The sequence below is a fragment of the Cytobacillus oceanisediminis 2691 genome (assembly GCF_000294775.2).
GTDB classification, from domain to species: domain Bacteria; phylum Bacillota; class Bacilli; order Bacillales; family Cytobacillaceae; genus Cytobacillus; species Cytobacillus pseudoceanisediminis.
Genome location: NZ_CP015506.1, coordinates 854,466 through 868,967 on the forward strand (window position 1 = coordinate 854,466; position 14,502 = coordinate 868,967).

14 protein-coding genes are annotated in these 14,502 nt (G+C 43.3%); 11 read left to right on the top strand and 3 right to left on the bottom strand.

Going from position 1 to position 14,502, the window contains the following annotated elements:
* The first annotated feature begins 59 nt into the window (after window positions 1-59).
* The 5 genes from A361_RS04475 (at window position 60) to galE (ending at window position 6,036) form a co-directional block, all read left to right on the top strand.
* Complete coding sequence (locus A361_RS04475; protein WP_009335146.1) at window positions 60-749, top strand: response regulator transcription factor; 690 nt, start codon at window positions 60-62, stop codon at window positions 747-749.
* Between the two features lie 14 nt (window positions 750-763).
* Window positions 764-1,765 carry a sensor histidine kinase gene (locus A361_RS04480; protein ID WP_009335145.1) on the top strand — a complete coding sequence of 334 codons (1,002 nt, stop codon included), beginning with the start codon at window positions 764-766 and terminating at the stop codon, window positions 1,763-1,765.
* An 87-nt stretch (window positions 1,766-1,852) separates the two neighbouring features.
* On the top strand, window positions 1,853-2,617 hold the full coding sequence (locus A361_RS04485; RefSeq protein WP_009335144.1) for an ABC transporter ATP-binding protein: 765 nt from the start codon (window positions 1,853-1,855) through the stop codon (window positions 2,615-2,617).
* On the top strand, window positions 2,592-4,454 hold the full coding sequence (locus A361_RS04490; RefSeq protein WP_019379398.1) for an FtsX-like permease family protein: 1,863 nt from the start codon (window positions 2,592-2,594) through the stop codon (window positions 4,452-4,454). The genes A361_RS04485 and A361_RS04490 overlap by 26 nt, the downstream gene beginning before the upstream one ends.
* 589 nt (window positions 4,455-5,043) lie before the next feature.
* A complete protein-coding gene (galE, locus tag A361_RS04495; protein ID WP_019379396.1) occupies window positions 5,044-6,036 on the top strand; it encodes a UDP-glucose 4-epimerase GalE in 993 nt (330 codons plus the stop codon).
* On the opposite strand, the gene galU is transcribed toward galE, so the two are convergent.
* Complete coding sequence (gene galU, locus A361_RS04500; RefSeq protein WP_019379395.1) at window positions 6,031-6,891, bottom strand: UTP--glucose-1-phosphate uridylyltransferase GalU; 861 nt, start codon at window positions 6,889-6,891, stop codon at window positions 6,031-6,033. The genes galE and galU overlap by 6 nt on opposite strands.
* A 123-nt stretch (window positions 6,892-7,014) precedes the next feature.
* Here galU and A361_RS04505 point away from each other — a divergent pair, with 123 nt between their 5' ends.
* The 3 genes from A361_RS04505 to A361_RS04515 are packed head-to-tail and all read left to right on the top strand — an operon-like array spanning window position 7,015 to window position 10,139.
* A complete protein-coding gene (locus A361_RS04505; protein WP_026041525.1) occupies window positions 7,015-8,694 on the top strand; it encodes a DUF6044 family protein in 1,680 nt (559 codons plus the stop codon).
* Between the two features lie 16 nt (window positions 8,695-8,710).
* Complete coding sequence (locus tag A361_RS04510; protein ID WP_019379392.1) at window positions 8,711-9,748, top strand: glycosyltransferase family 2 protein; 1,038 nt, start codon at window positions 8,711-8,713, stop codon at window positions 9,746-9,748.
* A 22-nt stretch (window positions 9,749-9,770) separates the two neighbouring features.
* The gene (locus tag A361_RS04515; RefSeq protein WP_236888057.1) at window positions 9,771-10,139 is read left to right on the top strand and encodes a GtrA family protein; all 369 of its coding nucleotides are present in this window, start codon (window positions 9,771-9,773) and stop codon (window positions 10,137-10,139) included.
* 91 nt (window positions 10,140-10,230) lie between these two features.
* On the opposite strand, the gene A361_RS04520 is transcribed toward A361_RS04515, so the two are convergent.
* Window positions 10,231-10,764 carry an MEDS domain-containing protein gene (locus A361_RS04520; RefSeq protein WP_009335137.1) on the bottom strand — a complete coding sequence of 178 codons (534 nt, stop codon included), beginning with the start codon at window positions 10,762-10,764 and terminating at the stop codon, window positions 10,231-10,233.
* Window positions 10,765-11,337: 573 nt separating this feature from the next.
* On the opposite strand from A361_RS04520, the gene A361_RS04525 reads away from it, so the two are divergent.
* Window positions 11,338-11,538, top strand: coding sequence for a cold-shock protein (locus A361_RS04525; RefSeq protein ID WP_009335135.1), 201 nt, complete (start codon window positions 11,338-11,340; stop codon window positions 11,536-11,538).
* Window positions 11,539-11,785: 247 nt separating this feature from the next.
* Here A361_RS04525 and A361_RS04530 read toward each other — a convergent pair whose 3' ends face one another.
* Window positions 11,786-12,613 (bottom strand): MerR family transcriptional regulator, encoded by an 828-nt coding sequence (locus A361_RS04530; RefSeq protein WP_019379390.1) that lies wholly within the window; start codon window positions 12,611-12,613, stop codon window positions 11,786-11,788.
* Window positions 12,614-12,712: 99 nt separating this feature from the next.
* On the opposite strand from A361_RS04530, the gene norA reads away from it, so the two are divergent.
* Together norA and A361_RS04540 are read left to right on the top strand one after the other, a co-directional pair.
* Window positions 12,713-13,900, top strand: a complete 1,188-nt coding sequence (gene norA / locus A361_RS04535) for a multidrug efflux MFS transporter NorA (RefSeq protein ID WP_019379389.1) — start codon at window positions 12,713-12,715, stop codon at window positions 13,898-13,900.
* Window positions 13,901-13,989: 89 nt separating this feature from the next.
* Window positions 13,990-14,433, top strand: coding sequence for an SRPBCC family protein (locus tag A361_RS04540; RefSeq protein WP_019379388.1), 444 nt, complete (start codon window positions 13,990-13,992; stop codon window positions 14,431-14,433).
* The last annotated feature ends 69 nt before the right edge of the window (window positions 14,434-14,502 follow it).

Sequence of the window (14,502 nt, forward strand, 5' to 3'; positions counted from 1 at the left end):
CAGCTCTTTTTTTCCTATTCTCCTTATGGCATAATTTTCTAAGACAAAGGAGTGAGAGGATGCAGAAAGTATTCATTATTGAGGATGATCCGAAAATCGCGGAGCACCTGCAGTCACACTTAGTGAAATATGGCTATGAAGCTGCGGCTGCGAAACAGTTCGATAATGTGATGGGGGAATTTCATAAGCATAAACCGGATCTTGTGCTCCTGGATATTAATCTCCCGAGCTTTGACGGCTATTACTGGTGCAGGCAAATCCGGAAGGAGTCGATTTGTCCGGTTATCTTCATTTCCGCACGGGTAGGGGAGATGGACCAGGTGATGGCGCTTGAGAATGGCGGCGATGACTTCATCACCAAGCCGTTCCATCCGGAAATTGTGATGGCGAAAATCCGCAGCCAGCTTCGGCGGGCTTACGGGGAATATGCCACGCAGGCCCAGGAACGAGTTCTCGAGGCAGAGGGATTGAAGCTGTTTCCGGAAAGGCTGGAATTGTGTTTCCGTGATAAAACCGTTCCGCTGTCCAAAAAAGAAGCTGATATTATTGAGAATTTACTGGAGCGGTACCCGCGTGTGGCCGGTCGTGAAGACTTGCTGGAAAAGCTGTGGGATGAACAGGTCTATGTGGATGAAAATACGCTGAATGTGAATATGGCGAGGGTAAGAAAAAAATTTGAGGCAATCGGGCTTTCAGGAGCGGTCGAAACAGTGAGAGGCGCAGGCTACCGTTTGATCGTTACCTGGTGAAAGGCTGGAGAAACATGAAATTATTCCTTAAAGAGCATGCGTTACTAATCGCTGTACAGGTCGTTCAATTTTTTATAATTCTGGCCATTTACTGGCTGGATGGCTATCGTCATCTATTGCCAGCCCTCTATGGCATCTTTCTCGGGTTATTCTTTCTCACGGCCTATCTGACATACCACTATTTTAGCCGCCGCAAGTTTTATAAGAGGCTGACGGAGGAACTTGCTTCCCTTGACGATTCCTTTCAAACAACAGAGAACTCACCGATTTCACAGGCGCTGGATCATCTGCTTAAGGAACAGTACAGACATTACCAGACGAGAATTAAAGAGCTGGAATCCAGGCAGGAGGAGCATCTTAAGTTTATGGATCAATGGGTCCACCAGATGAAAACCCCGCTTTCTGTCATTGAACTGATTGCGCAAAACTTGGATGAACCTGATTCCTCCAGTATTCGAGAAGAGACGGACCGGATGAAAACGGGCTTGAACACCATCCTCTATATGGCGAGACTCCGGACGATCGAACAGGATTTTCATATCAAACCTGTACACTTATCCCAAATCATTCATGAAGTGAATGGAGAAAACAAACGGCTTTATATCCGGAACGGGGTGTATCCAAATCTCCTGCAGGAGAAGCAGGACATGATCGTGGAGACAGATGAGAAATGGCTTTTCTTTATGCTTTCTCAGCTGATCAATAATGCGGTCAAGTATTCCAGAGGGAAGAGCAATCGAATTGATATTTCCATTTTTGAAAAAAACGGAGAAGCTGTTTTAGAAGTGAAGGACTTTGGCGCCGGGATTCCGGAAGCAGACAAGCGCCGTGTGTTTGAACCTTTTTATACGGGTGAAAATGGAAGGAAATTCAGAGAATCCACAGGTATGGGGCTGTACTTGACGAAGGAGGCAGCCGATCACCTTGGCCATCGCATTGAGCTGGAATCCAAGATGGGGGAAGGGTCTCTTTTCCGGCTGATCTTTGGAAAAACACAGAACCTTACAGCCTTGTAAGGTAAGTGAAAGAGAAATCGATTTTTTGAAATGGGTATAGTAGATATACTGATCACAAGTCAACTGAATGTGAAAGGAGAACTTGTGATGCTAAAAGTGAAGCAAGTAAGCAAGATTTATGAAGGAAAGATCGCCTATCGTGCGTTAACAGATATTAACTTAACCATTGATGAAGGTGAGTTCGTCGGAATCATGGGTCCTTCGGGAAGCGGAAAAACGACACTGCTGAACATGATTGCCACCATTGATGAACCGACAACAGGGGAAATCCTGATCAATGAAAGAAATCCCCATGTCTTAAAAAAAGAGGCATTGGCCCAATTCCGCCGCCGTGAATTAGGATTTGTCTTCCAGGACTTCAACCTTCTTCATACCTTGACGGTTGAAGAAAATATAGTCCTGCCGCTAACATTGGACGGGAAAAAAGTGAAGGAAATGAAAGACAAGGCATACGAAATCGCTGAAAAACTGGGAATTACAGGCATTATGAAAAAGCGGACGTATGAAATATCAGGCGGACAGGCGCAAAGAGCCGCTGTGGCTAGAGCGATGATTCATACGCCGAAGCTGCTGCTGGCGGATGAACCTACAGGGAATTTGGATTCCAAGTCTTCCAAAGATGTAATGGAAATGCTTGAGTCGATTAATAAGACTGAGAAGACAACCATGATGCTCGTCACACATGATGCGCAGGCCGCGAGCTATTGCAACAGGGTCATTTTTATCCGCGACGGAAAATTCTATTCGGAGATTCACCGCGGTGATAACCGCCAGGCCTTTTTCCAGAAGATCATCGATACACTTTCTTTGCTTGGAGGGGATGCACATGACCTTTCGTCAGTTCGCGTTTAATAACGTCATACGGAACAAACGCTTATATGCAGCCTACTTCCTCAGCAGTTTATTTACAGTCATGGTCTTCTTTACCTTCTCGATTTTTGCGAATCATCCAGCATTAAGCGGGGATGGCATGAACTCAACTGTAACGAAGGGAATGAATGCAGCAGCAGGCATTATCTATGTGTTTTCGTTCTTTTTTGTTTTATATTCTATGAGTTCTTTTCTGCAGTCCCGGAAAAAAGAGTTTGGGTTATTAATGATGCAGGGCATGTCCATGAAACAGATTCGTCTCATGGTGTTTTTGGAAAATATGCTGATTGGCTTCCTGGCAACCCTAAGCGGAATCCTCCTCGGTGTTGTATTTGCAAAGGCGATTTTGCTGCTGGCTGAAAATGTGCTGATTATTGAGCGGGCACTGTCTTTTTATTTTCCAGTGAAGGCCATCCTGATCACCTTCATTTCTTTTATTATTTTATTTTTCTTTATCTCCTTATTTGTGACGTATGTTCTGCGCAGCAAAAAGCTGATTGAATTAATTAAGGGAAATAAAATGTCAAAGGGTGAGCCAAAAGCGAATCTTTTCTTAACGATGCTGGCTGTCCTATTATTAGGTGCGGGGTATGCTGTTGCACTAATCGCAAAAGGGTTAGTCGTTGTAGCGGCAATGGTGCCGGTGATCATCGTTGTCTGCATTGGCACCTACCTGTTATTTACGCAATTAAGTGTTTATATTATTAGAAGATTAAAGAAGAATGAACGTGTTTTTTGGTTTAAGACCAATATGCTGCTGTTTTCAGATCTGGCCTTTCGCATGAAGGATAATGCGCGAACCTTCTTCATGGTTGCGATGGTTTCAACAGTTGCGTTCAGTGCAATTGGTTCTTTATTCGGTTTTCAAACCGTGCTGACCTCAAACATAAAAAATGTCAATTCCACAACGTTTTCCTATAAAACTTCTGAAGAAAATGAAGTGAAGAATGTTGAGTTTATCAATCAAACGTTAAAGGAAGAAAAGATTGAAGCGGATTCGGAGCATACTATTTTACGCTACTTTGAAGTTGGCGGGGATTCCATTCTGATTGCGGGTCAATCCGATTTTAACCGCTTTGCCGCGCTCATTGACGAAGATCCGATTGACTTAAAAGACGGGCAAGTAATGACAGTTGAGTTTGAAGGGACCAACTTCGGGCAAACGAAGGAACTCCTGAATGAAACGATTACACTGAAGTCCGGCACTGTTTTAAAGCCAAAGGAAGTCATTCATTCGAAAGCACTGCCGGCAACAGATTCCTATTTTATCGTGTCAGATGAAGACTATCAAAAGCTTCCTGAACCAGAGTTTCAGGAAAGCTATTACGCCTGGCAGGCAACAGATGGAGAGGAAAGGGTAATGGCTGCCTCTGAAAAGCTGTACAAGGAACTGCCAAGATATGAAATTACATCAGTAGACTACGAAATATATGAGATTATGAAAGGCTACGGGCCCATTTTATTTGTCGGTCTGTTTATCGGGATTGTCTTTTTTGTATCAGCCGGCAGCTTCCTGTACTTCAGGCTCTACATGGACCTGGATGAAGATAAACAAAAATTCAGATCGATTTCCAAGATGGGGTTAACCGAGAAAGAGCTGAAAAAGGTTTTAAACAGACAGACCATGATTCTGTTTTTCGCACCGATCCTCGTCGCTCTTATCCATGGTGCTGTAGCCCTGACAGCGTTATCGAACCTGTTCTACTTTAACCTGTTTAAGGAATCAGTTGCTGTTCTGAGTGTTTTCCTGGCCATCCAGGTTGTTTACTTCTTTATAGTGCGCTTTTTCTATACGAAGCAGATAAAGGCATCGATTTAAATTTAATTAGAATTGTGGGGGCCAGATGAATCTGGCCCTTTTTTAATGACAGGGGAGAGGGGAATAGAATAAACCTGGTGCTGATTCGGACAGGAGAAGAGAAAACCCGGTCAGTGTAGTTCGAACCTGATGTAACTTCGGACAAGAAAAGGAGAAATCCGGTCAGAGCAGTCCAAACCTAGAGCAACTTCGGACAGGAGGAGAGGAAACCCGTTCAGAGCAGTCCGAACCTGATGCAACTTCGGACAGGAGAAGGAGAAATCCGTTCAGAGCAGTCCGAACTTGATGCAACTTCGGACAGGAGAAGAGGAAACCCGTTCAGAGCAGTCCGAACCTAGAGCAACTTCGGACAGGAGAAGAGGAAAGCCGGTCGGAGCAGTCCGAACCTGATGCAACTTCGGATAGGAGATGGAGAAACCCGCGCGGAGCAGTCCGAACCTAGACCCACTTCGGACAGGAGAAGGAGAATCCGAACAGAAGAGCCGAACCTGATACTCATTCGGGGAAGGAGGGACTCCGCAGTTTTATCATACTCAACCTCACACCTGCATATAGAAAAGGGAAAGTAAATCTATGCAGGAGTGATGGAATGGCAATCTTGGTTACAGGAGGAGCAGGTTATATTGGTTCACATATAGTAGATCTTCTCATTCGAAAAGGGTATGAAACAGTGGTAGTTGATCATTTGGCTGCGGGCCACAGGCAGGCGGTCCATCCAAAGGCAGCTTTCTATGAGGGGGATATCAGATCACAGGATTTTCTGAATAGTGTCCTTTCAGGCGAGCGAATAGAGGCAGTCTTTCATTTTGCGGCCTCATCCCTGGTAGGGGAATCGATGAAAAATCCGTTACATTACTATGATAATAATGTACTTGGTTCTCTTAACCTTCTAAAGGCTTTGGACACGCATAAGGTGAAACAGCTCGTGTTTTCGTCAACTGCAGCCGTATATGGTGAGGCAAACAGCCAGCCTATACAGGAAGACGCGCCCCTCAAACCGGCAAGCCCGTATGGCGAGACGAAGCTTGCCATTGAACGAATGCTCCATTGGTGGGCGCAGGCATCAGGGGCAAGGTTCGTGTCGCTCCGTTATTTTAATGCTGCAGGGGCAAAAGCTTCAGGGGAAATTGGCGAAGACCATCAGAACGAGACCCACCTGATCCCGATTATCCTGCAGGCGGCACTTGGAAAAAGAGAATCTGTCTCCATTTTTGGAGATGACTATCCAACAAAGGATGGTACCTGCATAAGGGACTATATTCATGTAGAGGATTTGGCTGAAGCCCATCTGCTGGCACTCCGCTACCTGGAAGCTGGAGGGGAAAGCAATGTCTTTAATCTTGGAGGCAGCAAAGGGATCTCTGTAAAAGAAGTGATTGAAACCGCTGCAGAGGTAACAAACAGATGCTTTAAAGTGACGATTGCTCCCCGCCGGTCTGGAGACCCGGCAGAACTGGTTGCTTCATCAGAAAAAGCAAGGTCACTGCTGAACTGGAAGCCGAAAAAAACAAGTATCCGCCAGATCGTCGAGGATGCCTGGAGCTGGCACAGGTCCCATCCTGACGGATATCGTAAATCATAAGCGAGCTTGCCTTAAGTATAGTGAAAGCTTTTCCTTCAGTTCAGGTCTTTGCAGGGCATAATCAATCGAAGCTTTAAGAAAGCCGAATTTATCTCCAATATCATAACGCTTTCCCTGGATCAGGTACGAATAAATTCTTTCCCGGCGAAGCAAAGCATCGAGGGCATCTGTCAGCTGCAGCTCTCCTTTGCTGTCCGGGCTTCCGTTTTCAAGCATGTCAAAGATTGCAGGTGTTAAGATATACCGGCCAATAATTGCATGCGCAGAAGGTGCCTTTTCAGCAGGAGGTTTTTCAACGAGGCTATCCACTTTATATAATGGGCCCCTCTGTTCTAAATAGCCGACAATTCCATACTTATTGACTTCAGACAGGGGGACCTCACTGCATCCGAGGATGCTTGCCCCCGTTTGGTTATACTGCTCAATCATTTGCAGCATGGCAGGAGGTTCCCCATCAATAATATCATCGCCAAGGAGGACGGCAAACGGCTCCCTGCCAATGAACTTTCTCGCGCATAAAATGGCATGCCCCAATCCGAGCGGCTCCTTTTGCCTGACATAATGGATATCAGCCAGATTGGTTATTTCGCGCACTTCCTCAAGCATTTCAAGCTTTCCGCTTTTCTGTAGGAGCAGCTCCATTTCAACCGATTTATCAAAATGGTCTTCAATGGCCCGTTTGTTTCTCCCCGTTATGATGATAATATCCTCAATCCCTGAAGCAATAGCTTCCTCCACAATATATTGAATGGCGGGCTTATCGACAATGGGGAGCATTTCCTTTGGCTGTGCCTTTGTGGCAGGCAGGAAACGGGTTCCGAGGCCTGCGGCGGGAATGACCGCTTTTTTAATCATAAAAATCCCCCTTTCCACTCTATTTTTATGTAGGTGGAGGGTTGTATTATCCCTTCCTGAATATTTTGCCCCTGTTCGTGAACCCTAAAATTGTAAATAATCTTGAACCCAGAGGTGTAGAGATTGCTTTTGAAAAAAAATAAAGCCGAGAAAAATCTCCTTATTCTGGCCATTATTGCCCTGGTCCTGTTTGTATCCCCCCTATACATATTAGGTGAAGACGCGCATATCCGCGTTCATGATAATCTTGACAGCAATCTGGCATGGTATAAAGTCCTTGCTGAAAGCGGACAGCTGAGAGGACCGATTGACGCTGTCATTCCACAAGTTATGAACGGAAATTTGTCCCGCAATGCGTTTGGCTCGGAATTCACATTAATTGTTTGGCTGTATGCCCTTTTTCCGCCGATGATTGCTTATGCACTCAGCCAGACGATCACAAGGGTGTTTGCTTTTATCGGTATGTATTTGCTTTTGAAAAAGCACTTTCTTAAAGAAGAAAAGTGGGCTCCCATTACGATTGGGACAGCCCTTGCTTTTGCCTTCACGCCATTCTGGCCCTCCGGTATGCTGAGCACGCTTGGGATGCCGCTTGCTCTGTGGGCCTTCTTAAATATCAGGCAGGGGGAAAGGTCGTGGAAAAATGTCCTTGTATTAACCCTATTGCCTTTTTATGCGAGCATTGTCCTTGGGTTTTTCTTTTTTTTGAGCGCGATGGGGATCTTCTGGCTGACGGACGTCATCAGGAAAAAAGCATGGAATTGGCCATTTCTTTTATCGATTGTGTATATGACCGGAATTTTTTTCATCGTGGAATACAGGCTGGTTTATTCCTTTCTTTTTGACGATGAGCCAAACAGCCGGGATGAGTACTTCCATGCGAGGCTCACTTTCTGGCATTGCGTCAGGCTGACATTCAAGAACTTTGCTTTGGGGCACCACCATGCTGCCTCGATGCATACTCTGGTCATTCTTCCGCTGATGTTTGTAGCTCTTTTTATGACGCTAAGGCAGAAAAAGGGGAAGAAGGACAAGGTGTTTTTGTTCCTGTTTCTTCTTAACTTTGCCCTATCAGCATGGTATGCCTTCTGGTTTTATAAAGGCTGGCTGCCTCTGACAGAGCGTTTTCATGTTCTTGATACCTTCAACTTTGCCAGGTATCACTTTTTGAGGCCGCTGGTTATCTATTTGCTTTTCGCGCTGACCCTGAAAATCATTTGGTCTCATGGACCGTTCTGGAGGCGCCTTGTTCCGGTTTTTGTGCTTGCACAGATCATGACCGTTTCCTTTTTCAACGAGGAAATTCTTTTTCAGGATAAGCCAACGGTCAAGCAATTTTACGCAGAAGAACAATTCTCGGCTATTAAAGAATACATTGGACTTCCGCAGGAGGATTACCGGGTGGCAAGCATTGGGCTTCATCCGGCCATTGCCCAGTATAATGGCTTTTACACGCTGGATTCGTATAATAATTTCTACCCCTTAACATACAAATATCAGTTTAGGAAAATCATTGAGAAAGAGCTGGAAAAAAATAAAACACTCCGAATTTATTTTGATGAATGGGGCGGAAGATGCTATCTCTTCACGGACGAGCTTGGCAAGCATTATATGTTTAAAAAGCGGACGAAAAAAAGGCTGAAGAATCTTGAGTTAAATACAGAAGCCTTTAAGGCCATGGGCGGTTCCTATCTTTTTTCATCTGTACCGATCGATAATGCGGAAGAGAATCTGCTTCGGCTGGAGAAGGTTTTTGAATCAAAAAGCTCTGTGTGGAAAATCTACCTTTATAAAGCCATATAAGCAGGAGGAATTAAGAATGACCAACCCAGTACTCACCATCGTAGTTCCTTGCTATAACGAAGAGGAGGTACTGCCGGATACAATTAATCAGCTGAATGGGCTGCTTGAAGAATTGCTGGATGATGAACTTGTTTCTGATAAAAGCAAAATTTTGTTTGTAGATGATGGCAGCAGGGACCGGACCTGGCAGATCATTTATAAGCAGAGCCTGAATAACCCCAAAGTGCGAGGGCTGAAGCTTGCCAGAAATGCGGGACATCAGAATGCTCTGCTTGCGGGCTTAACAGCTGCAGGGAAGGCTTCGGATTGCACGGTGTCCATCGATGCCGATCTTCAGGATGATATTGCCGTGATCCGGGAGTTTATCCTGAAATTCCGCGAAGGATATGACATTGTCTATGGAGTAAGAAAAAAGAGGGACCGTGATACGTTTTTTAAAAGAAACACGGCACAGGGATTTTATAAAATAATGAAGAAAATGGGTGTTGATCTTATCTATAATCATGCTGATTTTCGCCTGATGAGCAAGCGTGCGTTGGAAGAACTGCAGCGCTATGAGGAAACCAATCTTTTTTTGCGCGGAATTGTGCCTTTGCTGGGCTTTAAAACGGCCAATGTTTATTATGACCGCAAAGAGCGTCTTGCCGGGGAAACAAAGTATCCGCTGAAAAAGATGCTGGCCTTTTCCTTTGAAGGCATTACTTCTTTTTCCGTTACACCGATTCGAATGGTATTGGCATTGGGCATCGGCTCTTTTTGTATAAGCTTTCTTTTTGGCCTCTACTTTCTTGGATTGCGTTATTATGGTGAAACCGAAACCGGCTGGACCTCGTTAATCACCTCGATTTGGATGCTGGGGGGACTTCAGCTGACAGCCATTGGCCTGGTGGGGGAATATATAGGGAAGATCTATAAAGAAACGAAACGCAGACCTAAATTCTCTATTGAAGTAGATGCGTTTAATCTGCCGATTTCCCGCCATTTGATTACGGACGGAGACCATGATGATGAGCACGCGGACATTCATTTTGGAACATTATCTGAAACGAACTAATACCTTTATTCGATTTTTGCTTGTGGGAACAGTCAATACAATTGTCGGGCTATCCATGATATTTATGCTGCTGGATTTAGCGGGGCTGACGTATTGGACTGCAACATTTCTGGGGAACAGTATGGGGGCAGCGGTCAGTTATTTCCTTAACAGAACGTTCACCTTCAGGAGCAGGGACAGCCTTCAAAGCAGTGCGGTGCGCTTCATTCTTATTTTGTTTCTGTGCTATATTCTTTCTTATTCCATAAGCGGCATGGCTGCAGAATTTATGCAGACTGTTACGATTCTCAGGCATGATGTTTCACCTGAAGAGCTTGCGGTTCTTTTAGGAGCTGGCATTTACACATTAACTAACTATATCGGACAAAAATACCTCGTTTTTACTAAATAGAGAAAGTGAACTGCCAGTAGAGCAGGTTCTTAGGAGAAGGTTCACAGGGGAGCTAAATTAGTCTCACTTATTAAAGGTGAGACTAATTTTATCATTCATTTACAAGAAAATTGTGGCAAGATAGGAGACTTTCTTTTAATTCATTACTAACCCTTTCTGAATCGTAGGCACAAACGGATAGAAGTTTTGTTTTGGCAACGATTAGATCCGCTTCTTTTTCAGATACCGATAATTTTTTACAGACTTCCGGTTCTTCACGCCATTCGACATGAGCCCAGCTTCTGACAGCTAAATCCTGTTCTGAATAACCTTCAATTAAGTTCGGAAGATAATCGAAAATAGAATTAACTCTAAAGTCCCCCTTGGCATAATAGAAGTCATAATTATTGACGAACATTACTTTTTTCAGACAGTTATTATTCAATTTCTCTGTGAGACTTTTCTTAATCAATGGAGTCATTCGGTCATTTTCTATAATGATGCAGTATTCATTTCGTTCTAAGCCCGAAAGAACAAATTCAATGACATTTGAAATATAGTGGTCCGGATTCTTGAAAAAATATAATACATGTCCCTTAGTAAGGTCTTGAATTTCATGGACTTCTTTTAAATGTAAACTTTCCAAATTTGCACCCCATTGAATTTTGTCATTTTATGCCTGCAAATTTAGTTTATCATACTTTGATATTGAAAGGGTTCACCAGCGAAAGGAGAAACTCTGCTTATTAAGAGCCCTGTTGATTGATTGTAAATCAAATGCAATAGTGTTACCCTGAAACGACATAGTGTTTTTCCCTATGTAAAAAGGAGCGAATACACTATGCTTAGTAAGGAAGAAAACTTACTATTCATTAGAGAACTTGGACGTTTACAGGCTGATTTTGAGAACTGTAGCGATGATCAAGTACGCAACAGCATTCATCAGGATATTCTATTACTTCTTAAGGCACTATCCATGACTGCTATGAAATAGCAGTCTTTTTTATGGTTAATTTCGAAGCTTTTGCATGCCCGCATGGAGAAATAATGTTTTCCTTTTTGTGTTTTCTTGCATATAATTCAGAAAAGTGTTAAACTAAATATGAATTATTTTTGTTCGGTGTAAAGGATAGTTTGAGTAAAACTTTACGTCTTGATGATCACTGAGAGCAAGGATAGTAACACAATGTGTGTTTATACGCACAAGGAGGCAACAAAAATGGAAAATGGTAAAGTAAAATGGTTTAACAGTGAAAAAGGCTTCGGATTCATCGAACGCGAAGGTGGAGAAGACGTATTCGTTCATTTCTCAGCTATCCAAGGCGAAGGTTATAAATCTTTAGAAGAAGGTCAAGAAGTGACTTTCGATGTTGAGCAAGGTCAGCGTGGAGCTCAAGCAGCTAACGTGCGTAAAGCTTAATTAAAACCAAAACTCAGGGCAGGCTCTTTATGGGCCTGTTTTTTTGTATGTGAAAATAAGGAAGTATTAATTTTGAACGTTGATAACTGTCTAGCTCCAGCTGGTGGACAAGGCGTTACGCTTTTCTAATAAGGAACCCCGCTCACGAATGAGCAGGGCACATGTACACAGTAAATCAAATGGTAAACAAAGTGTATCATATTATTGTGAATTTTCCTAACACCTTTGATAAAGATGGACGGAAATCCTATCCCCTGATAACCTGCATCATAATTTTAGTGACAAACTGCTCCTTATTATTCTGTACAACGGTATCATAAATGTACTCTTCAAAAACATGCTCCCCTAAGGTTAAATGCAGCCGCTCCATCTCTGAGAAAAACCGCTTATATGTATGGCTGATGGTTTTTTCGCTCCCAACATGATAGCCGATGAGAAAATCACCTTTTACAGCCCGAAAATACGGATGTCCTTCCTTTGGATTTGGCTGCTCGATATACAAGTAACTGTAATTGGAGAATTCCCCTTTCAGCACCTGTTCCCGCTTCGTTATAGTTCCAATCGGATACCCTGAATCAAGCTGTGAGATCTGCAATTCATTAATGAAATCCGAGATGACCTCCCCAAATTCTTCATCAGATATATTTTGGATGTTCCTGCTTAGATAGAGGGTTGCTTCCGGCAATGGCTGAAGCGCAATTCGATTAAAATCAAGCTTGGAAGCTTCTTCCATTAATCCGATTTTGGCCTCGATCATTTTCTCCTTCATTTCGATCTCCTGCCGTTTTTTTATAATCTCTTCTTTTTTCCGGTACATGATGGATAAAAAGCTTTCGGGCGATTTGTTTTGCATATACTGCTGAATATCGTTAAGCGACATGCCAAGATCCTTTAATAAATCAATCACAAAAAATAACTCTAATTGATGAATGGAATAATAGCGATAGCCTTTTTCACTTTTCTTTACAGGGGACAAAATCCCGATTTGATCGTAATAAAAGATTGTCTGCTTGTTAACCTTGCAAAGCTTTGCGAATTCGCCAGTCGTTAAATATTTGCCATCTTTTTTACTCATTTTTTACATCACCGCCCTTGACTATATAGTTACTATATACACTAGGATAAAACGTATAAATAAATCAAGTTTGACTGTTTTGTAAGGAGCATGATATAGATGAAGACACAAAAAATCACTTTAGGTTTATTATTGACGAATTTATTCATAGCCTTTCTGGGAATTGGCCTGGTCATTCCTGTTCTGCCTACATTGATGAATGAATTGGGCATAACGGGCACAACGATCGGGTATTTAACAGCCGCATTTGCATTGGCTCAGCTTATTGTTTCCCCGTTTGCAGGGAGAGCAGCCGATAAATGGGGCAGGAAAATCATGATTGTCACGGGCCTATTTATTTTCGGTTTATCGGAGTTTTTATTCGGGATCGGCCAAGAGATCGAGGTGCTATTCGTTTCCCGGATCTTGGGCGGAATTAGTGCGGCCTTTATTATGCCGGCCGTGACAGCCTTTATCGCGGATATCACGACGACGGATACCCGTCCAAAGGCACTCGGGTATATGTCAGCGGCCATTAGTACGGGATTTATTATCGGTCCCGGCATCGGCGGATTTTTAGCGGAATTTGGAACGCGTGTGCCATTCTTCTTTGCAGGAGCAATGGGTGCACTGGCAGCTGTGCTTTCGATGATTTTATTATCTGAGCCTGAACGAAGTGAAGAAGAAAATCAAGAAGGGGCTGCAGAGGGCAGAAGCGGCTTCAGACGCGTAATGGAGCCAAAATATTTCCTGGCCTTTATTCTGATTTTCATTGCCTCATTTGGGCTGGCTGCGTTTGAGTCATTCTTTAGCTTATTTGTGGATCACAAGTTTGCTTTCAAACCATCAGATATCGCCATTGTGATTACAGGCGGAGCCATTTTCGGAGCTGTATCGCAAATTCTGCTGTTTGACCGCCTGACCCGTATTTGGGGAGAAATCAAACTGATCCGCTACAGCCTAATACTATCCGGACTGCTTGTGTTTTTAATGACTGTAGTTCATTCCTACTTCGCGATTTTACTTGTAACATTCATTGTGTTTGTAGGATTCGACTTATTCCGTCCGGCTGTCACTTCCTATCTTTCCAATATCGCCGGCAATGAACAAGGCTTCGTGGGCGGCATGAACTCGATGTTTACAAGTCTGGCGAATATCAGCGGACCTATTATAGGAGGGATGCTGTTTGATATCGATATTAACTACCCATACTATTTTGCGACGGTCATAATGGCATTGGGGATTGGGCTGACCCTGCTCTGGAAAAAGCCTGCAGAGAAGGCATCCAAAGTGGTGAAAGCAGTATAGCAGCTAATTAACATACTCATTCCACAAAAATAAAAGAGTTCAGGATATAATAAAAGAATATTGATTACCTGAAAGAGAGTTGATTTATTGTGGATACTCAAATAACTGCGAAATTAAAAATAAATAAGCCAGCCAGCGAGGTGTTTGATGCCATCGTTGACCCAGTTAAAATCGGTCATTTCTGGTTCTCATCGAGTTCAGAAAGATGGGCACAAGGCAAGTCCATTACTGTGAAATATGATGAATATGGCGCAGAAGGCATTTTAAATGTATTAGATTTTGAGGAAAATAAGAAAATCGTGTTTTCATGGGGCGTAGAAACGAATGAAGAAACAGTTGTTGCCATTACACTGAATGAGACGAATCATTTGAGTACCATCATTGAGGTGAACGAATCCGGTCTTGACGAAAATGACCCTGAAGCCGTAAGCAAAATGCTGGGACAAAAAGAAGGCTGGATCTACATGCTGACTTGCCTTAAGGGCTATTTGGAACATGGCATTAGTGATTTGAGAGCAGCTTTAATCCATTAATAAGATTTCGATTCTGTTATCGACTGTACCAGGCGTAATGATTGGGAGGCTTGCATGCTTAAAGCAAAA